This is a genomic window from Limosilactobacillus coleohominis 101-4-CHN (genome assembly GCF_000161935.1).
Lineage (GTDB): Bacteria > Bacillota > Bacilli > Lactobacillales > Lactobacillaceae > Limosilactobacillus > Limosilactobacillus coleohominis_A.
The window spans coordinates 58,377-82,867 of sequence record NZ_GG698803.1; the positions used below are offsets into that span (position 1 = coordinate 58,377).

Annotated in this window: 22 protein-coding genes and 1 riboswitch; of the genes, 14 read left to right on the forward strand and 8 right to left on the reverse strand. The window is 42.3% G+C overall.

Going from position 1 to position 24,491, the window contains the following annotated elements; genetic code table 11:
• Positions 1–64: 64 nt before the first annotated feature.
• The 8 genes from HMPREF0501_RS03465 to HMPREF0501_RS03500 all read left to right on the forward strand — a co-directional run bounded on the left by HMPREF0501_RS03465 (position 65) and on the right by HMPREF0501_RS03500 (position 9,007).
• Complete coding sequence (locus HMPREF0501_RS03465; RefSeq protein WP_006916462.1) at positions 65–523, forward strand: PTS sugar transporter subunit IIA; 459 nt, start codon at positions 65–67, stop codon at positions 521–523.
• Between the two features lie 24 nt (positions 524–547).
• Positions 548–2,053, forward strand: coding sequence for a PTS ascorbate transporter subunit IIC (locus HMPREF0501_RS03470; RefSeq protein ID WP_006916463.1), 1,506 nt, complete (start codon positions 548–550; stop codon positions 2,051–2,053).
• A 37-nt stretch (positions 2,054–2,090) separates the two neighbouring features.
• On the forward strand, positions 2,091–2,396 hold the full coding sequence (locus HMPREF0501_RS03475; protein WP_006916464.1) for a PTS sugar transporter subunit IIB: 306 nt from the start codon (positions 2,091–2,093) through the stop codon (positions 2,394–2,396).
• A gap of 18 nt (positions 2,397–2,414) precedes the next feature.
• On the forward strand, positions 2,415–3,053 hold the full coding sequence (locus tag HMPREF0501_RS03480; protein ID WP_006916465.1) for a 3-keto-L-gulonate-6-phosphate decarboxylase UlaD: 639 nt from the start codon (positions 2,415–2,417) through the stop codon (positions 3,051–3,053).
• 99 nt (positions 3,054–3,152) lie between these two features.
• Positions 3,153–4,037 carry an L-ribulose-5-phosphate 3-epimerase gene (locus HMPREF0501_RS03485; protein WP_006916466.1) on the forward strand — a complete coding sequence of 295 codons (885 nt, stop codon included), beginning with the start codon at positions 3,153–3,155 and terminating at the stop codon, positions 4,035–4,037.
• 21 nt (positions 4,038–4,058) lie between these two features.
• Positions 4,059–4,793 (forward strand): L-ribulose-5-phosphate 4-epimerase, encoded by a 735-nt coding sequence (locus HMPREF0501_RS03490; RefSeq protein ID WP_006916467.1) that lies wholly within the window; start codon positions 4,059–4,061, stop codon positions 4,791–4,793.
• A gap of 138 nt (positions 4,794–4,931) precedes the next feature.
• Positions 4,932–6,662: a phosphoenolpyruvate--protein phosphotransferase gene (gene ptsP / locus HMPREF0501_RS03495; protein WP_006916468.1), complete on the forward strand. Its 1,731-nt coding sequence runs from the start codon at positions 4,932–4,934 to the stop codon at positions 6,660–6,662.
• Between the two features lie 317 nt (positions 6,663–6,979).
• Positions 6,980–9,007 carry a KxYKxGKxW signal peptide domain-containing protein gene (locus tag HMPREF0501_RS03500; protein ID WP_040455815.1) on the forward strand — a complete coding sequence of 676 codons (2,028 nt, stop codon included), beginning with the start codon at positions 6,980–6,982 and terminating at the stop codon, positions 9,005–9,007.
• A 200-nt stretch (positions 9,008–9,207) separates the two neighbouring features.
• Here HMPREF0501_RS03500 and HMPREF0501_RS03505 read toward each other — a convergent pair whose 3' ends face one another.
• Positions 9,208–9,666 (reverse strand): universal stress protein, encoded by a 459-nt coding sequence (locus tag HMPREF0501_RS03505; RefSeq protein WP_006916471.1) that lies wholly within the window; start codon positions 9,664–9,666, stop codon positions 9,208–9,210.
• A gap of 113 nt (positions 9,667–9,779) precedes the next feature.
• Between HMPREF0501_RS03505 and HMPREF0501_RS03510 the strand changes: the two genes are divergently transcribed.
• Positions 9,780–10,190: a hypothetical protein gene (locus HMPREF0501_RS03510; protein WP_006916472.1), complete on the forward strand. Its 411-nt coding sequence runs from the start codon at positions 9,780–9,782 to the stop codon at positions 10,188–10,190.
• Positions 10,191–10,661, forward strand: a complete 471-nt coding sequence (locus HMPREF0501_RS03515) for a hypothetical protein (RefSeq protein WP_006916473.1) — start codon at positions 10,191–10,193, stop codon at positions 10,659–10,661. It begins immediately after the preceding gene.
• Positions 10,662–10,872: 211 nt separating this feature from the next.
• Here HMPREF0501_RS03515 and HMPREF0501_RS03520 read toward each other — a convergent pair whose 3' ends face one another.
• From HMPREF0501_RS03520 to HMPREF0501_RS03530, 3 genes are all read right to left on the reverse strand, one after another.
• Positions 10,873–11,964: an ATP-binding protein gene (locus HMPREF0501_RS03520; RefSeq protein WP_006916474.1), complete on the reverse strand. Its 1,092-nt coding sequence runs from the start codon at positions 11,962–11,964 to the stop codon at positions 10,873–10,875.
• 101 nt (positions 11,965–12,065) lie between these two features.
• Complete coding sequence (locus HMPREF0501_RS03525; RefSeq protein WP_006916475.1) at positions 12,066–12,923, reverse strand: hypothetical protein; 858 nt, start codon at positions 12,921–12,923, stop codon at positions 12,066–12,068.
• 11 nt (positions 12,924–12,934) lie between these two features.
• Positions 12,935–13,348, reverse strand: a complete 414-nt coding sequence (locus tag HMPREF0501_RS03530) for a helix-turn-helix domain-containing protein (protein ID WP_006916476.1) — start codon at positions 13,346–13,348, stop codon at positions 12,935–12,937.
• Between the two features lie 126 nt (positions 13,349–13,474).
• Between HMPREF0501_RS03530 and HMPREF0501_RS03535 the strand changes: the two genes are divergently transcribed.
• From HMPREF0501_RS03535 to HMPREF0501_RS03550, 4 genes are all read left to right on the forward strand, one after another.
• Positions 13,475–14,440 carry an alpha/beta hydrolase gene (locus HMPREF0501_RS03535; RefSeq protein ID WP_006916477.1) on the forward strand — a complete coding sequence of 322 codons (966 nt, stop codon included), beginning with the start codon at positions 13,475–13,477 and terminating at the stop codon, positions 14,438–14,440.
• An 18-nt stretch (positions 14,441–14,458) separates the two neighbouring features.
• Complete coding sequence (locus tag HMPREF0501_RS03540) at positions 14,459–15,475, forward strand: LacI family DNA-binding transcriptional regulator (protein ID WP_006916478.1); 1,017 nt, start codon at positions 14,459–14,461, stop codon at positions 15,473–15,475.
• 87 nt (positions 15,476–15,562) lie between these two features.
• A complete protein-coding gene (locus HMPREF0501_RS03545) occupies positions 15,563–17,527 on the forward strand; it encodes a PTS sugar transporter subunit IIA (RefSeq protein ID WP_081443410.1) in 1,965 nt (654 codons plus the stop codon).
• 12 nt (positions 17,528–17,539) lie between these two features.
• Positions 17,540–19,564 (forward strand): beta-galactosidase, encoded by a 2,025-nt coding sequence (locus tag HMPREF0501_RS03550; protein ID WP_006916480.1) that lies wholly within the window; start codon positions 17,540–17,542, stop codon positions 19,562–19,564.
• A 46-nt stretch (positions 19,565–19,610) separates the two neighbouring features.
• On the opposite strand, the gene HMPREF0501_RS03555 is transcribed toward HMPREF0501_RS03550, so the two are convergent.
• From HMPREF0501_RS03555 to HMPREF0501_RS03570, 4 genes are all read right to left on the reverse strand, one after another.
• Positions 19,611–21,587, reverse strand: coding sequence for a cation:proton antiporter (locus HMPREF0501_RS03555; RefSeq protein WP_006916481.1), 1,977 nt, complete (start codon positions 21,585–21,587; stop codon positions 19,611–19,613).
• A gap of 102 nt (positions 21,588–21,689) precedes the next feature.
• Complete coding sequence (locus HMPREF0501_RS03560; RefSeq protein ID WP_006916482.1) at positions 21,690–22,034, reverse strand: DUF4870 domain-containing protein; 345 nt, start codon at positions 22,032–22,034, stop codon at positions 21,690–21,692.
• 34 nt (positions 22,035–22,068) lie between these two features.
• On the reverse strand, positions 22,069–22,722 hold the full coding sequence (locus tag HMPREF0501_RS03565; RefSeq protein ID WP_006916483.1) for an energy-coupling factor transporter transmembrane component T family protein: 654 nt from the start codon (positions 22,720–22,722) through the stop codon (positions 22,069–22,071).
• Complete coding sequence (locus HMPREF0501_RS03570) at positions 22,712–24,097, reverse strand: ATP-binding cassette domain-containing protein (protein ID WP_006916484.1); 1,386 nt, start codon at positions 24,095–24,097, stop codon at positions 22,712–22,714. Before HMPREF0501_RS03570 ends, HMPREF0501_RS03565 begins: the two co-directional genes overlap by 11 nt.
• Before the next feature lie 68 nt (positions 24,098–24,165).
• Positions 24,166–24,254, reverse strand: a riboswitch (TPP riboswitch).
• Positions 24,255–24,491 lie beyond the last annotated feature (237 nt).

Here is a 24,491-nt window from a genome sequence, read left to right on the forward strand (position 1 = left end):
AGGAAAGTTGAATGAAAAACATTAATTAGCCCACGATCGGGTGGGCATGGGAGGATTTTAAATAATGTTACGTTACTTTTTAGAAAATGGACTAGTTAATATTACTGACAAGCATCCTGATAATTGGGAAGATGCAATTCGAATCAGCGGGGAAGTTATGAAGGATAATCATTTGGTGACTGACCAATATATCGATCAAGTGATTTCTGATGTTAAGGAATATGGTCCTTACATTGTGATTGTTCCTGGCGTTGCAATGCCACACTCCTCAGCTGAAAACAGCGGTGTCTTAGGAACCGGGATTGGTTTCACAATTATGCCAGAAAAGGTTTCTTTTGAAGATGGTAACCCAGAAAAGGATGCCAAGTTATTCTTTATGCTTGCTGCTAAGGATCACGATACCCACGTTAAAAACATTGCAAACTTATCTGACATGTTAATGGAAGACGACATGGTTGATGACCTGCTGAAGATCAAGACCATGGATGATTATCGTGACGTAATGAAGAAGCACAATATGTAGGATTGTCGAAAAAGGTGAAGAAAAATGAATGCTGTATTTAATGTCTTTATGACAATCTGGGAATACTTTGCCAAAAACATTCTAGAACAACCAGCCTTCATGATTGGGTTTATTGTTCTGATTGGTTACCTTCTGGAAAAGAAGAAATGGTATGAAGTACTTTCTGGGTTCTTAAAAGCCACAATTGGTTACTTTATTTTAACGGTTGGTTCAAGTGGACTGGTTACTTCATTCCGGCCAATCTTGGTTGGTTTGAAGTCACGGTTCCATCTCTCGGCCATGGTTACGGACCCATACTTTGGGCAAAACGCGGTTACTGTTGGGATCATGAAGCGGTTTGGCCGTTCGTTCGCTGACACAATGTTATTGCTATTGTTTGCTTATATTATGAACATTTTATTAGTTCGTTTCCAAAAGTACACGAAGCTACGGGCTGTCTTTACTACTGGTAACGTTCAAGTTCAACAGGCAGCGACTGCTTTCTGGCTCTTCCTCTTCTGTTTCCCACAAATGGGACGGATTCCGTTGCTAATCGTGATGAGTATTGTCCTCGGTCTTTACTGGGCCGTTGGTTCTAACTTAACCGTTGGTATTACTCAAGAATTAACTGATGGTGCTGGATTTGGAATTGCCCACCAACAAATGTTTGGGATTTTCATCTTTGCCAAATGGGCTGAATGGATGGAAAAGCGTGCTAAAGCAAAGGGTAAGACTGAATCTAAGCGTCTTGAAGATATCGAACTTCCTGGTTGGTTATCAATGTTCAACGATAACATGGTTTCCACCGCGATTCTGATGATCATCTTCTTCGGGATTATCTTGATTATCCTTGGCCCATCTTACTTAATCAAAGCCGGATTTATGAAGGCTGGTCAAAGTTTTGTCTTCTATATTATTCAAACTTCATTAATGTTTGCCGTTTACCTTGCAATTTTGCAATTAGGGGTTCGGACATTCGTTAACGAATTAACTGAATCATTCACAGGGATTTCTGATCGTTGGCTACCAGGTTCCGTTCCTGGGATCGATGTTGCCGCAACTTTAGGGTTTGGTTCACCAAACGCCGCCACAATTGGTTTCATGTTCGGTGCATTAGGTCAATTCCTGATGATTATCTTACTGATTGTCTTCAAGTCACCAACGATTGTCATCGCCGGATTTATTCCACTGTTCTTTGATAACGCGGCAATTGGTGTCTTTGCCAACAACCGTGGTGGTTACAAGTACGCCATGATTGCACCATTCATCTCTGGATTAATCCAAGTTGGTGGTTCTGCATTAATTGCTACCTGGGTTGGCATGGCAACGTACGGTGGTTACCTTGGTATGTTCGACTGGGCAACAGTATGGCCACTCGCAACTGTCATCATGAAGTACTTAGGCTACATTGGTATCGCTGTTGTCATCATCATCTTTGTCCTGATTCCACAATTGGAATACCGTCACGACCCAAAGGGTTACTTCTTAATCGTTAAGGATTACGACGCTTGGAAGAAGATGCATGAAGACGAAGCGGATGCTGCTAAATAATTAATAAATTAGGTCTGTAAATTTAGGAGGAAACATCATGAAAATTTTAAGTGCATGTGCAAATGGTTCAGGAACTAGTTTAATGCTTTCACGGACTGCCACTAAGGCAATGAAGGACTTGGGCTTTAACGTTACCACTTCTGATCACACTTCAGTTTCTGAAGCAAAAGGGACTGCCCGTAACTATGACGTAGTCTTCACTTCATTACCATTCGTTAAGATGTTTGACGAAGCTGAGAAGCGTGGTGCCATTGTAATTGGTGTTAAGAACGTTATGTCCAAGCAAGAAGTTGAAGATGCTGTTAAGAACAACGAGAAGCTTCAAGCAAAGTTAAACAAGTAATCTAAAGGGGTAAATAAAATGACTAAACCAATGTTACAAGTCGCTTTGGACACTGATACTACTGCCCAAGCGTTGAATGTGGCCCGGCAAGTTAGTGATGTCGTTGATGTTGTCGAAGCCGGCACCCTCTTGATTTACCAAGAAGGTATGGACGCCGTTAGTGATCTTCGGGCAATTGCACCAGACAAGATCGTGCTTGCGGATGCCAAGTGTGCCGACGCTGGTGGCCACATCGGTAAAGTTGCAAAGAAACATGGTGCTGACTGGTTAACTTGTATCAACGCAGCCACCGTTCCAACCATGGCGAACGCCCAAAAAGAAATTGAAGTCCAAGTTGAATTATATGAAGGCTGGGACAACAAGGAACGGGCACAAGAATGGCTAGACAACGGTATCGACCAAGTAGTTTATCACCAAAGCCGGGACGCTAAGTTTGCTGGTCAAACTTGGGGTGAAAAGGATCTAAACTCCGTTAAGAGCTTGATCGACATGGGCTTCAAAGTTTCTGTTACCGGTGGTGTTAAGCCAGAAGTTCTGAAGTTATTTAAGGGTCTTCCAGTTTACTGCTTCATCGCTGGCCGTGCGATCCACGGCGCTGATGATCCACATGCCGCAGCACTGGAGTTCAAGAACGAAATTGACCGTATTTGGGGTTAATTACAAACTGCCTCAGTCAAAATAATCTCTTTTTTTGCAAAGCAATGGCGGGCTGTAATTGGTTCGTCATTGCTTTTTTAGTAGGAAGGAATCGTTGTTATGACAGAAAATGCATTGGGTATTTATGAAAAGGCCCTTCCACAGGACCTGACGTGGAAAGAAAAATTTGAATTAGTCCATCAATTAGGCTTTAATTTTTTGGAATTTTCCATTGACGAAAGCGATGAACGTTTAGCGCGGCTAGATTGGACAAAGGCACAACGGGCAGAATTTCGTGATGCGATGTGGGTAACTAATAGTCGGATCAACACAATGATGTTATCCGGCCACCGTCGTTACCCATTGGGTTCCAAAGACCCGAAGATTCGGCAAAAGTCTCTAGAAATGATGGCAAAGGCCATTGATTTGGCAGTTGATTTAGGAATCCATAACATCCAAATGGCCGGCTACGATGTCTACTATGAAGACAAAACGATGATGTCACGTGAATTATATGTAGAGAATCTCGCTAAGTGTGTTCATATGGCTGCTAAAAAGATGGTTATGCTGTCGATCGAAACGATGGACGACCCATTCTTGAATTCGATCGAAAAAATTGCGGAATTGAAGAGCCAAATTCATAGCCCGTGGCTGCAAGCCTATCCAGATTTGGGAAACCTTAGTGCCTGGCCAGAAAATTATGTCCCGGTGGACTTTGAAAAACACATTGATAATGTTGCTGCAGTCCATCTTAAGGACACTAAGGCAGTTACGCCAACCTTCAAGGGTCAATTTAAAAACGTCCCGTTTGGTGATGGCTGTGTTGACTTTGCCGGACTACTCAAGGAACTAGTTCGTCTTGACTACAACGGTAGTTACACGATCGAAATGTGGACTGGTGACAATGGTGATCAAGATCCAATTGATGAAGTTAAAGAAGCTAAACGCTATTTTGACAACCTCTTTAATGAAGTTGGTATTCACCAAGAACCCGTTCAAAAATAATTAATAATAAGGAGAAAAACAATGCTCGAAGAATTAAAACAAGAAGTTTATGAAGCCAACATGCAACTTCCTAAGTTAGGATTAGTTACCTTTACTTGGGGAAACGTTTCTGGAATTGACCGTGAAAAGGGGCTTTACGTTATTAAACCTTCTGGAGTTCCCTACGAAGATTTAAAGCCTGAAGACATGGTAGTGGTCAACCTGAAGGGTGAAGTTGTGGAAGGGGACTACAATCCATCTTCTGATACGCCAACCCATACTTACCTCTATAACCACTTCCCAAAGATTGGCGGAATTGTGCACACTCACTCCCCATGGGCAGTCTCCTTTGCGGCAGCACGGATGGACGTTCCAGCAATGAACACGACTCACGCCGACACCTTTTACACCGATGTCCCAGCTGCGGATGCCCTAACTAAGCAGGAAATCGAAGAAGACTACGAAGGCAATACCGGTAAGGTAATTGTTCGTTCCTTTAAGGAACGGGGCTTAGACTATGAAGCAACCCCAGCTGCTTTAGTGATGCAACATGGTCCCTTTGCCTGGGGCCCAACGCCAGATAAGGCGGTTTACAATGCCAAAGTGCTCGAAGTAGTGGCGGAAGAAGACTACCACGCCATGCAATTAACACATGAAGATTTGCACCTGCCACAATACTTACTGGATAAGCATTACTACCGGAAGCATGGTGCCAATGCTTACTATGGTCAAAACAATGCCCATTCTAAAGATCATGCAAAGCATGCCACAGATTAATTAAGTAAGGAGAGAAGCGGTGGCTTCTTTTCTTTTTAAAAATTTTGAAAGCGTTTATCAATTAATATAGCAAAGTTGATGAAAACGATTTATAATTTAAACATGTGATTTAAATCATGAATGAAAAGGGGAAAGAACATGTCAAAAGACGTTAAAGGAATCGCCGCTAGTGACGGAATTGGGATTGCACCAGCCTACTTACTAGTGGATCCAGATTTGTCATACGATAAGGACAAAAAAATTAGTGATGCGGATGCAGAGTACGCTCGTGTAGAAACGGCATTTAACGATTCAATTGCTGAATTGCAAAAGATTAAGGAAAACGCTAAGGGGCGCTTGGCTGATGAAGAACTAGAAGTTTTCGATGCCCATATTGCTATCCTTTCAGATCCAGAAATGCTAGGGCAAATTAAGGATGACATCAACAATAATAAGACGAGTGCCGAAGCCGCCGTTGATAAAGTAACGACGAACTTTGCTGACATGTTAGCAGCAATGACTGATAACAAGTACATGCAAGAACGGGCAGCAGACGTTAAAGACGTTGCTAAGCGGGCGATGAGTCACTTGCTTGGTAAGCAATTACCAAACATTGCCGGAATCGACAAGCCTGTAGTGATTGTTGCCAAGGAAATCACACCTTCTGATACTTCACAGATGGACGCAAAGTTTGTTAAAGGGATTGTGACCGACTTAGGTGGTCGGACGAGCCATGCTGCTATCATGTCACGGACCTTACGGATTCCAGCCGTTGTTGGTGCCGAAGATATCACAGCAAATGCTAAGAATGGTCAAAATGTGATCGTTGATGGACTGCATGGGGACATCATTGTTGACCCATCAGATGATCAAGTTAAAGACTACCAAGCCAAGGCAGAAGCCTTTGAAAAGGAACGTGCTGAATGGGCTAAGTTAGTTGATGCACCTTCTGTTTCCAAGGATGACAAGCATTTTGAAATTGCCGCCAACATTGGAACACCTGATGATGTGGAAGATGCGATGAAGCAAGGTGCTGATGGTGTCGGTTTATTCCGTTCAGAATTCCTCTACATGGGGTCTGATCACCTCCCAACTGAAGATGAACAATTTGAAGCCTACAAGAAAGCCATTGTTGGCATGAAGGGTAAGCCGGTAGTTGTTCGGACTCTTGATATTGGTGGAGATAAGCCACTTGACTACTTACCACTACCAGATGAAATGAACCCATTCTTGGGTTACCGGGCAATTCGGATTTGCTTGGATCGTCCTGAAATCTTTAAGACCCAATTACGGGCTTTGATTCGGGCTTCTGAATTTGGTCCATTATCCATTATGTTCCCAATGATCGGGACATTAGCAGAATTACGGGCTGCTAAGCGGATCTTTGAAGAATGCAAGACTGAATTACAAAAGGATCACCGTGTCCTTGGTGACGACGTAAAGATCGGGATGATGATCGAAGTACCATTGGCTGCAATTAACGCTGACAAGATGGCAGAAGAAGTTGACTTCTTCAGTATCGGAACTAACGACTTGATTCAATACAACTTTGCGGCTGATCGTGGTAACGATGCTGTTTCATACCTTTATCAACCATTGAATCCAGCATTCCTTGGTTTGATTAACCATGTTATTGCGGCTGCACACCGTCATGGTACAAAGGCTGCCATGTGTGGTGAAATGGCCGGTGACGAATTGGCATTACCATTGTTAATGGGAATGGGCTTGGATGAATACTCAATGTCAGCATCATCCATTTTACGGACTCGTTCAATGATGAAGAACCTTGATACCAAGGACTGTGCAAAGTTAGTTGAAAAGGCAATGGACCTTGATACGAACGAAGAAGTTGCCAACTTGGTAAAGAAAGAATTGAACTTAGCTGATTAATGGTTAATCTGTTAGAAAAGGACGACGCGAAAACGTCGTCCTTTTTTGATGGATTTGCTGGTTCATGTTGAACGATTGATCACTAAGGGGCCGCGAAAAAGAATTTGCAAAATTAATTTTCTAATAGTTGAATTAATTGTTAACTAATAGACAAAAATATCGTTGATTAAAGTAATAATCATTTCATAAAAAAATCATTTTCAAATTATTTGTTGTGATAATAAAAGTTGAAAAAAAACCAACCTATTAAAATAATAATCGTTCAAATATATGGAGTATTTGATAGATTTTTTGCTATTATGTTTGGAGGATTAATTATGCAAAATAATAAATTACGCTTCAAGATGTACAAATCCGGTAAGAACTGGATGGTTGCTGGTTTGATGACCACTGCCGTATTAGCTGGTTTAACTTTAAGCAACGGCGATGTTGTTGCTCATGCTGATACTGCAGCTGCTGCAACTACTACTACTCAAGTTGCTAACAAGAAGCAAGAAGTTAGCCAAGATCAATACGATGCTCAAAAGGCAAAGGTTGCTACTGACCAAACTAACGTTAACAACGCCCAAAAGGCTGTTAACGATGCCCAAACGGCTGTTGACAACGCTAAGAATGCTAACGAAAATGCAGCTAAGGTCAATGACGCTAAGACTGCATGGAAGAATGCTGAAAGCGACTACAACAAGGCTAACAGTGATTACAACAATGCTCACAAGGCAACTAACACTGCTAAGGCTGCTGCTGACGAAGCTAACGCTTACAAGAACAACTGGGACAAGAACGAAGCTGACCTTTACAACAAGCTTCAAAACCAAATCTCAGATGCTACTGCAACTAAGACTGCTCAAACTAAGGTAGCTAACGATGAAGCTGCTAAGGATAAGAAGGACGATGCAGCTTACGATGCAACTGCTAAGTTACAAGCTGAAGCTCAAACTAACCTTGACAAGGTAAATGCTGATAAGAAGGCTACTGAAGATCAAAAGCAAGACGCTGCTGATTACAACCAAAGCCTCTTAGACCAAATGAACGCACTTTACCAAGATTCACAAAAGCACAAGGCTGCTCGTGATGCTGCTAACGCTAAGGTTGCTGCAGCTGACAAGACCATCCGGAACGCTAACAAGATTCTTGCTCCTAAGTCAGACAAGAACCCTGCAGGTCGCGACTTGTTAGGTCACAAGTCTGCTGCTGACAGTGCTGCTGCTAAGCAAGCTGCATACGAAACTGCTCTTCAACACGAAAAGGACTTGAAGGCTATTCGTGACGCTGCTCGTTTGACTGCTAACCAAAAGAAGGATGCTTACACTCAAGCACGTGCAGATTACAACTTACCAAACGATGCTGAATACGCTGAAATGCAAAAGAAGGCCACTGGTGCTCGTCAAAAGATCAACGCCGACAAGGCTGACCCTGCTTACACTGCTGTAACTGACACTGAAGGACACGTTAAGGATGCTAATAAGGTTCTTAACAATGCCAAGAAGGCTGTTGACACTATTCAAGCTAAGATCGATACGCAAAACGACAAGTTAGCTAAGGCTCAAGCTGACCTTGATGCTGCTAAGGCTGCCGCTGCTAAGGACCCAGACGATGATGTATTAGCTTCAAACGTTGTTGCTAAGCAAAGCATCGTTAACGCCATCAACAACCGTCTCCACGGTGCCGATGGTAAGGATGGCGCTGCTTCATTAATGGGTCAATTAGCTGCTGCTAAGCAAAACGTAACTGACCGTAACAACGCTCTTAACTGGTGGAACAAGAAGCTTGATGATGCTAAGGCTAACGCTCGTTACCAAAAGCTGGTTAACGACATTGCTTACCGTCAATCAATCATTGACAAGGCTGACCAAGCTAAGGCTAACCGTGCTGCAGCTAAGGGTGCTGACGATGCCGTTGCTCCATTAGAAGCCGCATTAGCTCAAAAGCAAAGCGAATTGAAGACTTACACCGATGCTTTAAACGCTGACACTAACATTCTTAACAACATGTTTGTTAAGGGCTCTGATGACAGCAAGGACAACGGTGACCACAATACTACTGGTAACGATACCAAGAAGGACGATGACAAGACTCCTGCTTCATCAGTTGACGGTGATAAGACTGCTACTGGTGTTAAGGAAGGTAATTCTGCCAAGAGTAACGCTAGTCAAGTTACGATGACTCGTGCTGAATACCGTGCTGCTAACAAGGTTGCTGCTGCCAACGAAGCTAGCGCAAAGAACACTAAGAATGACGCTAAGTTGCCACAAACTAGCAACAACGAATCAACTGCTGTCATCGCACTTGGTGCTGTATCAGCTATGCTTGGTTTAGGCTTAGTTGCTAAGAAGCGTGAATTCTAATTATCATTATTAATAGCAATTAATTTATCGGAAAAGGGATTCATGATTCCTTTTGATAAGAAAAGAACGGCGCGGAAGCGTCGTTCTTTTTTTGATGGTGGATGATTATTACACCATGAAACTGTTTATTCAAGCTAGTTAACGGATATATAAAAAGTGCGCGATCTCATCAATGAATTCGATGAAATAACGCACTTTGATTATTTATGCTGGCGGGCAACGATGACATCACATTTAGCCATCCGAACGACATAGCCAGTTGTGGACCCGAGAAGTAAGCGTTCGATTCGTGATGTTCCCGTACCGCCCATTACGATCAGGTCATTATGGTGGTCACGAATGAAGTCGCGGGAGATGACCAACTTGGGATTACCAAAACGGATGTGAATCGCTACAGATTTAACACCAGCATCTTTAGCTTGCTGTTCTAAATCGCGTAAACGTTTTTCGATAATTTGCACAAGTTCGTGGGTTTTACCATCGCTCATATCAGTTAAAGTAGCAAAACCCTCGGTAACTTGGTTGATTTGGGCAACGTTAAGAATATCAAGGTGGGCATCGTTATTTAAAGCAGCTTGGATTGCACGCTTCATTACTAGTGGAGTTTCTTTTGAACCATCCACTGGAACTAAAATTTTTTGGTAGGTTCCATTTGCCATAATCGTAAAATCCCTTTCTATCTTTTCATCTATGATACCATGAAATAGGGATAAATTGAGCTTTTCGTCAACAGATAGTAAAATGAAAGGGATCAATTGAGAGGGATTAATGTATGAATAAACAGAAGAATGTTTCGCGGATCATTGCCATAACCATTGTGACGATGGTGATGGCGATGATAATTGAGTTTGTGATGTTCAATCAGCATCAGATTGACTGGATGTCTAGTGTGGCGCTGACGACATTAGTGACCATGATAATTATCATGATTGTCGTCGTGCTTTTAGCGGTAGCGGACTGGCACTTTTCTAACTATGCTACGATTGCTGCCATGATGTACTACGGCATTATTAGTCTTGGTGGCCTGCTTCAAGTGCAAAACAAGACGTCCATCACTGGGTTACTAGTGCAGTTAATTGCCATTATTGGAATTATTCTATGTGTATATGGGATCGTTTTAGGAGTTCGACAACGAGAACTGTTCATGGAAAAGAAGTATCGGAAACAACGGGGAACCAAATAAATGGAATTTACGTATGAAGATTATTTAACACAATTGACTAGTGACCATGTGAAGACGACCAATGTTGCGACAACGGCCGCCAAGGTTCAACAAGCAACCGTCATCAAAAAAGGCCTGCAATTCATTGAAGATCAGTTGGCGAGTGGTTATCTATGTGGCTATGAATGGACCGTTAAAATGCCAGTTGGTGATGACTTAAGTGTTCGTTTAGAAACTAACCTGATCAACATTCCAATGAAAGAAGCTGAACGCCTAGATCCTAAGTTATTAGATCGGGATCCGGAGTATCCGGTGAATGTATACATGGTTGCAGAAGGGGATCAGCTGAATAAATCTGGATTGCGGATTGATGAACTAGCCGGCGGTGCTGATTTTGAAAATAACGCTGCACTAGTCACGAAGTTTCAAGAGTGGGTTGCGGATCAATTGGCAACGGCAACCGAGAATCGACAGGCGGATGACGAAGCTTGATGTGAATTCGATAAAATGCTAAAATAAATTTGCGATGAGTCGAGAGGTCTGGTAGCAACCCAAATGGCTACCATTAGACATTTCGAGTGGGGCACATTAACCTGCCGGATTGCAGGGTGCCTGGTAATGATGAAAGTGGACGTTCATCATTACCTGAGATCATATCAATACACAAAGCCGCGACTACTTCATTGAGGTAGTCGCGGCTTTTTTAGTCGATAAATTGATAATACATGGAATCGGGATTTTGGGTTTCCTGAATAAATTTACGAAAGTACGGTAATGTATATTTAACTTTACCATATGTTGCAGGAGTAACTAGATGACGACTGATTGCTCGTCGACGGTATTGGGAAACATATGATAAGCTCTGCTTCATTTCTTTAGCAACTTCACTGAGTCGTTTGTTACCGAAAATGCTTACTAAATATTTTTGATCATTTGATGATAGTTCATCGAAAATTTTCGTGTAAGCATTGTCAAAGAGCAAGGTTAAGAAATCGGGTTCAATTTGCTTTAGTAGCTCTAATGAAACGGTAGTATTTGTTCGTTGACCTTCTTGAAATGTTAAATAGCCAAGCAACTGAAAAGCGTATGAATATCCTTGGACCATTTGGGCCATCTTACTAGCGACAGCTGGGGAACATTCAAAAATTTTCCGATAAGTAATGGCAGTATCGCTTGCCTGAAGAGGCTTCATTACACGCTGCTCTGAACGAAGGAGAAAGGTTAATTTTTCTTCGTTTTTAACGTCTAAAATCAATCCAGGTAGGCCGGTCATCAAAACAAAAATGGGCATATCTTGACGCTTTAATTCATTAAAAATCTGGGCAAATTTATGAATTACGGGATCGTTGGTTACTTCATCAATTGCGACTACTACAAATTTTTGCTGGTCTTTAATTACTTTCATTAGCTTCATGACATGATTGGCAATCTCATTGCTAGGATCATCTTGCTGTTTAAAACTGATTTGCATTCCCGCTGCTGAAATGCCCTTTACTTTTTTGAACGCATTTGTCAGCTTAGTATTAGTTAATTCTTTCAGACGATTTACAAAACTAGGTAGTAGACTAGAGTCGTTAATTAAATCAATACAGTAACAATTACTTTGCATTTTCAGTAATTGCTCTACTTCTGTCATAAAGGCCGTTTTACCAGATCCACGGACACCGGTGATAAAAAAAGAACGCGCAAAATCGCTCTGTTGGATTAATGATGCTAATTCTTCTGGTTGGTCTTTACCCAGGTAAATTTTGGGGACATCTCCAAAGGTGGGGTTAAATGGATTTTTCTTATTCATGAATAAAACCTCCATATAGTTTTAGAGCTTTTTAGATGTTTGGGTTAATTTTAGATCTTTTTAGATGTTTTGACAATAAAAAAGTAGCTGCCCCATGATAACTACTTTGCCAAATAGATTTGTTCATCAATTAAATCGAAGGTCTTTAAATACTGATTGACCTTTTGTAGAGCGTCAGGTTGTGATAAATGCGCATTTTGCCAAAAGGTTGGTGAATTGGTGGCGCCATTTTTTTCACCCACGACCAATAACTGTAGGTCAGGGTAATCTTGCCGAATTAATTGGAGTAATTGCCAATCTTGCTCGCCCTTGTCGGGTGCCCAAGACATCACAACGTACTTAACTTGGTTACCATATTTTTGGACGGCGGCTAGTGCATCTAATGGTTCGATCTTGGTAACTGGATGGCGACCAGTTTCGTTTTCCTTGACCCAGGCCTGGCTATCGGTAGTGTAGATTTCCTGGTGGGGATTAGAGTTTCGCAATCCTTTCGATAAGTAACCATTGCCGGCCATTACTTCCAGAATTGGGGCTCCAGCTAAATAATGACTTAAGGCGTTGGTGAATGACGAATTGGTGTACGACCACATTCCATAAGTTTCTTCGAGGTAGTCACGGTAATTTCGTAAGAGACGATCAAGCTTAGGAAGTGCAGTGGTATATTTTTCCCATACTTTGTCGCCTTGCGGATCACCTTGGGGATATTTGGCATTCACTTCTTTAAAAATGGTATCTTGAATGTCATCCGGCAAAAGCATTTTTGGGAGCGGCTGGGGTAGCAGTCCAGAACGAAGTAATCGGTCATTGAGTAGGGCATTATTAATCAGAAATTTGATGCTGGAAAAGTCATTAAATAGTTCACCATAATGCTTCAATTCTTGAATATATGAGGATTGATGGGCAGCAGTTGCGACTTTACGGTACTGCTTTTTTAATTTTTTCAGTTTCTTTGGATTCATAATGGCCCTTCTTAATTAAAATGCAAATTTAATTCTTCTTGTTTACTGTAGAATTTGTCGGTATCTTGACGGTGATTGCGTCCTGTGAGGTAACCATCAATTAACTGGAAAATTTCATAACGGTCTTCACTTGATAATTTTGTGTGGTTGAAAGTGAGACTTTTACTGGAGAAAAACAGTTTTGCCAGATCGTAATCGTCATGGTCTTCTTTTCCAGTTAAGTAATCCAGGCTAACGTCAAAGAATTCGGATAATTTTTTGGCCTCGATGTAGGAAGGTGTACGAATACCGCGCTCCCAATTGCCAATTTGTGAAGCAGTATTTGGCCGTTCGTCTGGTCCAAGGTGCTGATTCAGTGCTGCTGCTAACTGTTTTAATGTGATTTTTTGTCCACGGCGTAATGCCCGTAGTCTTTCTGGAAACATAGCTACTCCCCCTTTTGAGAACTAATTCTATTTTAACATTGAACCACGGAGCGTGGAAAACGCGTGGTGCATTTTTTGTCAGAATGCGCTAAAATTAACGCTATTATTGAGATAGGGGAAGAATTCATGGCGAAAAAGAAGAATAAGCAACGGCATTTATGGCGGTGGCTAACAGCTATTATTGGGACTTTACTAATTATTTGGTTAGCGGCCGGTGGATACTTTTTCAAAGTCGGCATGGTACCGGGACATAAGTCATTTATCAGCAGCAATCACCAAACGCTGCGCCGTTCTGATCCACTGTATCGGCAAAAGAAATGGTTTCATGATGTAAAAAAGCAACGATGGGTAATGAAGTCCGCTAGTAAAAACTACCGGTTAGTAGCGGATTATATTCCTGCAGCTCAGCCGTCGAAGAAAAGTGTTTTAATTTGTCATGGCTTTATGAATAATAAGGAAACGATGGGTGCTTATGCGGCGATGTTTCATCAAATGGGCTATAATGTCTTGCTCCCGGATGCACGGGCGCATGGAGAGAGCGAAGGTCGCTACATTGGTTATGGCTGGCCAGAACGTTATGATGAGCGTAAATGGATTAACCGGCTAATTCAAAAGAATGGTCAGAATAGCCAAATTGTGATGTTTGGGGTTAGCATGGGTGGTGCCACCACGATGATGACGAGCGGAATTAAATTACCCCATCAGGTAAAAGCCTTTGTCGAAGATTGTGGTTACACCAGTCTAGCGGCGGAACTTGATCATGAAGCTCAGCAGCTGTATCATTTACCGCCAGTGGTTGCTAAACCAGCAGAAGCATCGTTGAGTATCGTTAACCGGATTGCGAATGGATTCTATACAAGTGAAGCCAGTTCGGTGGCTTCATTGCATCATAATAAACGACCAATGTTATTCATCCATGGGGCCAAGGATACGTTTGTGCCTACGGAAATGGTTTATACTAATTATCGAGCAACCCAGGGGCCGAAGGAGTTATGGGTAGTGCCGAAAGCTGCACACGCCAAATCTTTTCAAACGACCCCTCGGCAGTACCAACGGCATGTGCAACAATTTTTGAATCATTACGTTCATTAGGCGAAGTGGAGGATCACAATGGTCACAATTAAGGAAATCGCGCAACGTGCAGGATATTCTTCCGCCACGGTGTCCCGTCTATTAAACTCAGATCCGCGACTAGTAATTTCGGATCAGGCGCGGGAAAAGATTTTGGCAGTGGCGGATGTATTAGGATACTGGGACGAGCATGAACGACCATTAGGAAATAAAGAGATCGCGATTCTATTTCGAATTACCAAGCAAGATCAGGAGAATGATGTCTATTTTGCCACCCTGCAGGAACATCTGCAGCAGGCGTTAGCAAAACGTCAATTAAGGACGAAGACCTTTTCTGATACGGAGAAATTGATTAATCAAGCTCGCCGTTACGAAGGCTTTATTTGTGTTGGTGCGAACCACATGACGACTGATGATCTTGATCGTCTTCATCAGGTATTACCCCTTGGGGTCATCGTCGATACGAATCCAGCGCCAGATTATTTTGATTCTGTCCAACCTAACTTAGCGTTAACGGTGCGGAAAGCATTTGAAGAAATGATTCATCAAGGATTTGAAAAAATTGGTTTTATTGGTGGTCAGGGAATGCAAATTGGGGATAAACCGTTAATGGCCGATTCACGAACCGCTGCTTTCAAAATTGTGGCTGAAGAATATGGAATGGCAGATGCCCCAATTTTTTCTAGTGGCCGTTTTACCATTGAAAATGGTCAACGGATGGGAGAAGAAATTATCGAACGGTATGGTCGGATCGGTCTACCAGATGGTTTTATCTGTGCGTCGGATACGATTGCAGTTGGGGTACTGCAAGCTTTTAACCATGCAGGCGTGATTGTTCCGCGGGATACGTCTTTAATCAGTATTAATAATAGTGCGTTAGCCAAGTATGTGTCGCCACCGCTAACCACTTATGAGATTAACCAGGAAGAAATGTGCCGAATTGCGGTAGAAGACCTCCATGATTTGATCAATCATCCACAACGTCCACACTTTCATCTGCTGGTGGATACGAGGCTCGTCATGCGCGATAGTTTTACAAGAAAAATCAATCAGTAAAGGATTTACTAAAGATTAGTAAATCCTTTATTTATTTCATTTACTTTTTTAGACAGTTTTCTATAATAATTGTTGTAAGCGATTACAATGATTTTTCTGAGGAGGGTGTGCATTTTAGACACTAAACAAAAACCAGCCGCTAAACTAACGGCGGCCCAATGGATTTCGCGTTCTGCGTTTTGTTTTGGTAACGTTGGTCACTCCGCTTTTTATGGCGTAATGAGCACTTATTTTATTATTTTTGTGACGAGCGGAATGTTTGATGGTCTGAGCAAACACGTTGCGGACCAATTAATTGCACTAATTACTGGTTTGATTGTTGGTGTACGGATTCTGGAACTAATTATTGATCCTGTAATCGGTAATATTGTGGACAATACAAAAACCAGGTGGGGTAAATTTAAGCCATGGATCTTCTGGGGAAATATTGTTTCCGGAGCCCTCTTGTTAGTTCTATTTACCGGTATTTTTGGCTTGGCAAAGGTTAACTGGGTCCTCTTTGCGATCCTATTTGTCATCATTTTCCTAGCGTTTGATATTTTTTATTCATTCTCTGATGTTTCTTACTGGGGAATGGTGCCAGCGTTAAGTGAAGACTCGAATGAACGGGGAATTTATACATCATTAGGTGCCTTTGCCGGGACGATCGGTTGGAACGGACTGACCATTATCGTGGTCCCAATTGTCACTTACTTTACTTATTTGGCTACTGGTCAACATAAAGAAGGGGCTGTCGGCTGGTTTGCCTTTGCTGCCATTATTACGGCGTTAGCAATTTTAAGTGCGTTAGCTGTTTGCTTTGGTACCAAAGAAAAGCAAAATTTAATTCGGAATTCAGCTCAGCAGAAGACGACCATTCGGGATGTTTTCTCTGCCATTTTCCATAATGATCAAATTTTGTGGCCAGCCTTAGCCTACCTGCTGTACTCATGTGCATACGTGATTACGAACGGGGTCTTGTTCTACCTTTACAAGTTTGTCATTGGGAAGCCAGGACAATTTTGGATTGTTGGTGTTATTGCAACGATCATCGGTTTCTGTACCAGCCCATTATTCCCAATTTTGAATAAGTTTATTCCACGAAAATGGCTTTTCATCATGGGACAAGTTTGCATGGCCCTGGCCTACGTAATTTTTATTGCCTGTCGGTCGAATATTTTTATGATGGATTTAGGACTAGTACTGTTTAACATTAACTATGCCCAATTAGTGACGGTACTAACCTTTACGGATGCAATTGAATATGGTCAATTAAAGAACGGTCAACGTAACGAAGCGGTTGTTTTAGCTGTGCGGCCAATGATCGATAAGTTGACGGGAGCCATTTCAAACGGGCTTGTTGGTTACATTGCGGTAGCTGCGGGGATGACAGGTGCTGCGACAGCTGCGGATATGACCGCTAAAGACATTCGCACGTTTGATAGCATGGCGTTCTATATCCCAATGGCGTTAGCAATTCTTTCCATTGTTGTGTTCTTGACGAAGGTTAAATTGTCAGAAAAACAGCACGCGGCAATTGTGGAAGAATTGAAGGATAAGTTAGCTAAGGGTGAAATTAAGACGACAGATCGTCAGGCGACACCCACCGAAGAAACCAACGTATTAGCTCCTGCTGATGGTCAATTAATGGCGTTGGCGGATGTTAAGAATGAAGATGGAACGGTTGGTTTTCCTGGAAAAGGATTTGCGATTGCACCGAGCGATGGACGGATTTACGCACCGTTTGATGGAACGATTAAATTTACTTTCTCAACCAAGCACGCTTTTGAAATTGTTGCCGATGATGGCTTAGAAACGATTATTCATGTTGGCCTCGGAACTGTTAACATGCGTGGCGAAGGCTTTAATGTGCATTATACTGATGGTCAAAAAGTCCACGCGGGTGACCTTCTGATTGAATTTGATCGTGATTTAATTCGCCAAAACGGCTATCTTGATACCGTGGTGACGTTCATGGTTCGGCCAAACCTAGTGGATGTTGTTAACCATGTTCAATTTGGGACGACGGTGCACCATGGCGAACGCGTGATTGCAGTGACCGCGAATAAGTAGTGGAGGATCATTATGAAGAATCAATTACCAACTATTTTGTACGGGGGTGACTATAACCCCGAGCAGTGGCCAGAAGACACCTGGAATGACGATATTAAAGTCTTTAAGCAGGCAGATATTAATTCCGCGACCGTCAATGTGTTTTCATGGGCGCTGCTTGAACCAGCAGAGGGACAATATAATTTTAGTATTCTGGATAAAATTATTGAAAAACTCAGTGCTGCTGACTTTAAAATCGTTTTGGCAACTTCAACCGCCGCCATGCCAGCGTGGATGTTTAAAAAATACCCAGATGTGGCGCGGGTGGACTATCAAGGACGACGGCATGTTTTTGGTCAACGCCATAACTTCTGTCCTAGTTCCCCGAACTATCAACGGCTCGCTCAAAAGCTCGTTGCTAAATTAGCGGAACGGTATGGTGACAATCCCCACATTGTTGCTTGGCATATTAACAACGAGTATGGCGGTAATTGTTACTGTGAGAATTGCCAAAGGGCGTTTCAAAAATGGTTGCAGCAAAAGTATCAGACTCTTGATCGCCTCAATCAGGCCTGGAATAATAACGTCTGGAGTCACACCATTTATCATTGGGATGAAATTGTGGTTCCCAACGAACTTGGTGATGCATGGGGCCCAGAAGGCAGTCATACTATTGTTGCCGGTTTGTCGTTGGATTATCTTCGTTTCCAATCTGCTGCGCTCCAAAATCTTTATCGGATGGAAAAGCGGACGATTGAAAAGTATGATGATCACACCCCAATTATGACGAACTTCCATAGCACGCCAAACAAGATGATTGATTACCAAGCCTGGGCGGGGGATCAAGACATCATTGCGTACGATTCATACCCGGCTTATGACCAACCAGCCTATCAACCTGCGTTTCTGTACGATTTAATGCGGAGCTTAAAGCACCAACCATTTATGTTGATGGAGTCGACGCCCTCCCAAGTTAATTGGCAGCCGTATAGTCCACTGAAACGACCTGGACAAGTCCGGGCAACTGAGTTTCAAGCGGTGGCACATGGGGCAGATACGGTTCAATATTTCCAGCTTAAGCAGGCAATCGGTGGTTCAGAGAAATTTCATGGTGCAGTCATTAGCCATTCTCAACGGACTGACACCCGTGCGTTTCAAGAAGTGGCTCACATTGGCCATGATTTAAAACGGCTGAGTACCAAGATATTAGGTTCCAAAACTCCAGCTAAGGTTGGGTTGATTTTTGATTGGAATAATTTTTGGTCATATGAATACGTGGCAGGGATTTCTCAAGATCTAGACTATGTTGGCTCTGTTCTGGATTATTATCGGCAGTTCTATGAACGCCATATTCCGACGGATGTGATTAGCGTAGATGACGATTTTAGCCAGTATGACTTAATTGTGGCCCCCGTTCTCTACATGGTTAAGCAGGGGCTTGCCGAAAAAATTAATGACTACGTTGCTGCTGGTGGTCATTTCCTTACGACCTACATGTCAGGAATGGTGAACGAGAGTGATAATGTCTACACTGGTGGTTATCCAGGACCGTTAAGCAAAGTGCTCGGGATTTGGGTTGAAGAGACGGATGCAATGACTCCTGGAAAGACAACCCAAGTCGTTTATGAAAAAGATGGTCTTGCTACGGATGGTCATTATTTATGTGACCTCATTCATTTAACCAGTGACCATGCTCGTGCGGTCGCTAAATATGGTACAGAATTCTATGCTGGGGTTCCTGCAATCACGGAAAATCAGTACGGGCAAGGGACGGCTTGGTATGTCGGTAGTCGGATTGATCATGCTGGATTGAGTCACTTGATGGATGAGGTTCTACAAGTGGCAGATGTGTCAGGATTAATTACGACCCCAACTGATTTGGAAATCACTAAACGAGTGAAGGATGGTCATGAGATTTACTTTGTTCTGAACATGCGGGACGAAGAACGCCAACTACCCGCAGAGTTAGTAGATGGCTGGACGGACCTATTAACAGATGAACAACCACAACCAAAGATGAAGGGCTGGGACTTACGAGTTCTTGGCAAAAATAATTAACAAAGCAGGTAATCATTTCCCGGGAAATGATTACCTGCTTTGTTAATTAATCCAAAGACTGCATGTAAACTAACTGGTCCGTTGAGACTTGTTCGTTAAGTGCGTTTGCTAAGTCAAACGAAATTTTATGCGCAGCAGCTTGTTGTTGGATATAGCTGTGTTCTGCTTGAAAGGCATTGATAAAGTAGCTAGTCATGAGATCAGCGTTAATCTTATTTTTACGTGAGAAGATTCGGTAACGGTTTAGGTATGTTCGCCGAACCGTGGCGATTTCATAAGCATTTTTCGGCGTTTGAGCATCATTCAAAAATTTATTAACACGTCGGATCACGATTCGTAAAACGGGGCCAATTTCATCATTAACCGCTTTAAAGTGGTCTTGCCGCGCTTTTTTTAATTCCGGATTTTTATGATAAAGTTTGATTACTTTCCGCCGGGCGTGTAGCCAGTGCAGACGGTGATACAACATGATAAAAGTATCCCAAAAACCGTGCTTTGATTTACTGAAGAGGTCACGGGCCATCAGCCGCGAGTACATTCGTTCCTGCCGTTCAGTGATGACGTCATTATCGGTCAGTTCTTCAAGGGTATCTAATTCTACTTGGTGGCACTTTTGCAAGAGATGGTTATAGGTTTCGGTATTCAGGCGTGCCCGCATGGTCATTTGACTAGCCAATTGGTCAATTACTAAGGATTTTTCACGATTTTGTTCACCATTATTGGTTAAATCATTAATGGCATACTGAACAGTATTGGTTAAAGCTTTGTGAAATTCGGCTTTAGAATAACTTTCTTGTTTTTGGGGAAGGAGTTTTGGAAAAGCAAAGGTACCAACAAAAAGACTAATAAGGATTACAAAGGCCGCAATCAAAATTAAAGCATTCCGCATAGCAATTCGGTCTTCGTTGACCAGTAAAGGAATGGAAAAGGCCATCGCCATAGTGATGGTTCCGTGAACACCACCAATTGCTAGCAATAAGCTATCCAGTTTTTTATCTTGTTGTAAAGCTTTGGAATGCAGACGCACAAAACCAATTTGTGACCATAAATACCTCAACCAGGTCATAACCAGATAAAGAACCAGTGCAATGCCAACAATTTTAAGAGTTTGCAGCTGTTTCATATGACCAAGCACCATTGGCAAGCTGAGTCCCAAAAAGACGAACACAAGGCCGTTTAAAGCATCAGCAATGATGTTCCAAATAGTAGTAGTAGCAATCTGCACCTTGGTCGAAGTAAGGTGGAGACGGTCATACAAGATACTGTGCATGATCCCAGCTGCTACAACTGCTAGAATACCTGAGAGGTGGAGTTCTTCGGCTAACCAATAAACGACAATCGGAGTCATTACATTAATTGGAATGACAATTGGGGCGATGTCAACGTGATGCTGCATTAGCGCGGTCCGCACGTTAATGAGCAGGGAGCCGGCAATCATTCCAAAGATAATCCCACCAAAGAACACATACAGGAATGTCCAGATTCCTTGAGCAAGTGAGAATGAACCAGAAGCCAGGGCGGATGAAGCAAGACTAAACAGGACGATTCCCGATGCGTCATTAAAAAGTGATTCGTGTTCGAGGGTTAAACTAACGTTTTCTGGCATTTCGACATCAGTAGTCAACGATTTAACAGCGACGGCATCAGTTGGGGTAATAATGGCAGCAAGCATGAAGGCAACGGGGAATGAGAACGAACGTGGGAGGAGGAAATGTAATCCTAGCCCGAGGATAATGACTGCAAAAAGCGCCAAATAGACAGCCATCGACATCGTCCTTGACAGTCCCCGTGCGAGTTGCCTAGAGGAAGTATTTTGACCGTCGTTAAACATGAGCGGTGCGATAATCAAGAGCATGAAAATTTCTGGTTCGAGTTGAAAAGTCTTTAAGTCAGGAATAATTGCTAAAACCACTCCAGCAATAATTTGATAAATTGCTAAAGGGAGGACAGGCCAAATTAAATGGATAATGTTGGCCGTAACGACGGCAACTAATAAGAGAACAATTCCGAGAACGGTCGACATAATATTAATCCTTTCTTGAATGTAATTTAGTTCTATTATAACGAAAAATGTAAAAAAACAAGCGATTAGCAACTGGAAATTACTAATCGCTTGTTCAATTAATTATTGCCGTTTAATTAAAACGCTAATTCCCATCGCCAAGTTGTAAATGTAGAGAATTAAGGAAATTAAAAGAGCTAAAACCGTTAGGATGCCGAAGAGCCAACCACCCGAACTACGGATCTGATCTATTCCGGCCGCGCCGAGAATAAAAAAGGTTAGTAGGGCGATAATCACGTAAAGGGCGGGGAAGATCTGCGTCCAGAAAGCAGATCGCGCATGTCGAGCAACATACGGGTCCCGATGATCAACGATCCAAATGATTAATGGAAACAAAACGGGAAGAAATAGGATACTGAGGTAAGCCAAGCAACTGAGAATCCTACTGGTTGTTGATTGATTATTCATAATGCACTCCTTTTCTTTTAGTATACCAGAAAAGTTATGGGAGCATGAGTAATGTGACCTGAACAATTGCCAAACTAGCGATGAGGGTTATCCAATCTCGTGTTTTAATCTGAATGACTTGAACATGGGTCCGTGAGCGTCCCTCAACAAAGCCTTGTGATTCCATTGCTTGAGCGAGCACGTCCGACCAACTTAAAGCTGAGAGAATGGCTTTGAAGTAGAGCTGCGGTGACCAGAAGTTGAGAGTGATTCCGCGCATTTGGGCTGCAATGCGAATGGTTTGGATTGCTTGAATTGTGCGTGGAACAGTATTGAGGGCGGCTAATGTTCCATAGGCATATTTAGCTGGGAGGTGGGCATTTTGTTCTAGTGAGCGGGCAAGCTCAAGTGGAGACGTAGAAATAGTAATAAGAGCGCCTAAAAAGCAGTAGGCGTAGATCCGACTAACCATTACCCACGCAAAGAACCAACTATGGCCTGGACTAAACCAGCGGATGGTAACTGCGATGGTTAAAGCAGGAAGCAAGGGGATAAGTAGTAATTTTACCAATGTCCGTAGTGAACAATGATGCAAAATTAGAAAGATTAGTGCAAAGAAGATTAAGAGTAGGTTGGTGGTGATTTTATTGGTAAAAGATATTTCCAGGGAAATAATGATAATCAGTAATAATTTTAGACTAGGATTCATGACTTGCCCTCCCTTGATATGACAGTTGTCGACCACTCAGATTGAGATGATAGTCAATTAATGAATCGAGTCCCGTTAATTGATGACTGATAATCAGAATGGTTTGGGGTAAAACCTGCTGACAGTTATGAATTAGGTCAATCAAATTAGCGATTGATTGCTGATCTAGGCCACTGAATGGTTCGTCAAGGAGCAACAATGACTGTCCCATCATTAGCATCACCAGTAATTGGAGCTTCTTCTTTTGACCACCAGAAAGGGAGTATACCACCTGATTGGTGAGATGTTGTAAACCTAGCTTGGTGATTGCGTCTGCTAAACGGGAGCGATTAAAGTAGGGATGCTGACCATTTTTTAGACTGAGTTCTAGTTCCTCCTGGACGGTTACCTTAAGAAACTGATCGTTGGCATTTTGAAAGACAAGGCCCAAGGTTTGGCCAAGTAGATGTGAAGAATAATTCTTTAAAGGACGATCAAAAAGCTGAACAGTTCCATCAAATGGAATGATTTTAGTTAATGCCTTGAAAAAAGAAGATTTGCCACTACCAGATTCACCGGTTAAAAGGGTCACCTTATTTTTATAGATGGTCAGTTCCGGTTGCTGAATAAGCAATTGATTCTGTCGCCGTAAGGTAAAGTTATGTAATGAAATAGCAGCCGGATCGGTTGATTGAGGTAGGATGGCTGGAACGTTATTAGGCTGATTAAATCGATCCAACAATTTTTGAGTAGCAGCTAATGATAATGGTTGAAAATGATTATTGAAATCAATGATTAGCGGATGAAGTGAATCATATGCGGCTAAATCGTGGTCGGCAATAATGATCGTTTTGCCGGTTTGAAGGAGTTTCTTTAGTTGTTGGATAATCAAAGTTCGATTATGCAAGTCTAAACTTGCGAAGGGTTCATCCAAGAGGATGATTTGTGGATTCATTGCAATGATAACGGCTAAGCTGGCACGTTGCTGCTCACCACCGGAAAGGGTTGTGAAGTGGCGGTCAGCAAGGTGTAAAATACCAATTTCCTCTAAAGCTTGCTGAGTTAGTTGGGGAATGCGCTGAGCGGATACTTGCTGGTTTTCTAGTGCAAATTCGATTTCATGCCGTGGTGTGTCTAAAGCAAATTGTAATGCCGGGTCTTGAAACATCATGGCACAGGTGAGATGATCCGGGAGATTGATGGTGCCTGATAAGTGTCCGCCATACTTGGGGAGCAAACCGGCAATGATTCTAAGCAGGGTGGATTTTCCACAACCAGATTCACCGTAAAAAATAGTTAATTGATTAGTTGGAATAGATAATTGAGGAATATTGAGAATAGTTTGCTTTTTCTGATAACCAAACTGGAGTGATTCAATTGTAATTGGTGTTGTCATAATGACCTCGTTAAATAAAGAAACCCTGCCGGATTAAAATGTCCGCCAGGGTGGTAATTATAAAATAAAAAACAACCTTGTGATCTCCCTTCGCTGGTCCTAACCAGAGCAGGTTCGATGGGTATTTCTCAGCCGTGTGGCACCCCAGACAAAGATAATTAAATTTAGTTTAATCATACCGAAAGCAGCAGTGAAGTGCAAGCGGGTAGAATAATTAACAGGCTGTGGAAAAGATGTGCACAACTCTGAGTGAGGCGTAGTTGCTGATTAGACAGCATTTGTGAATGGGAGGAAGTAATTATTAACAGGTTTCCACAAGATATTGTGGATAACTAATAAATCATCCCCAATCATTTGGGGAAACTGGAGAATAAGTATGTGAATTTGAAGGTGA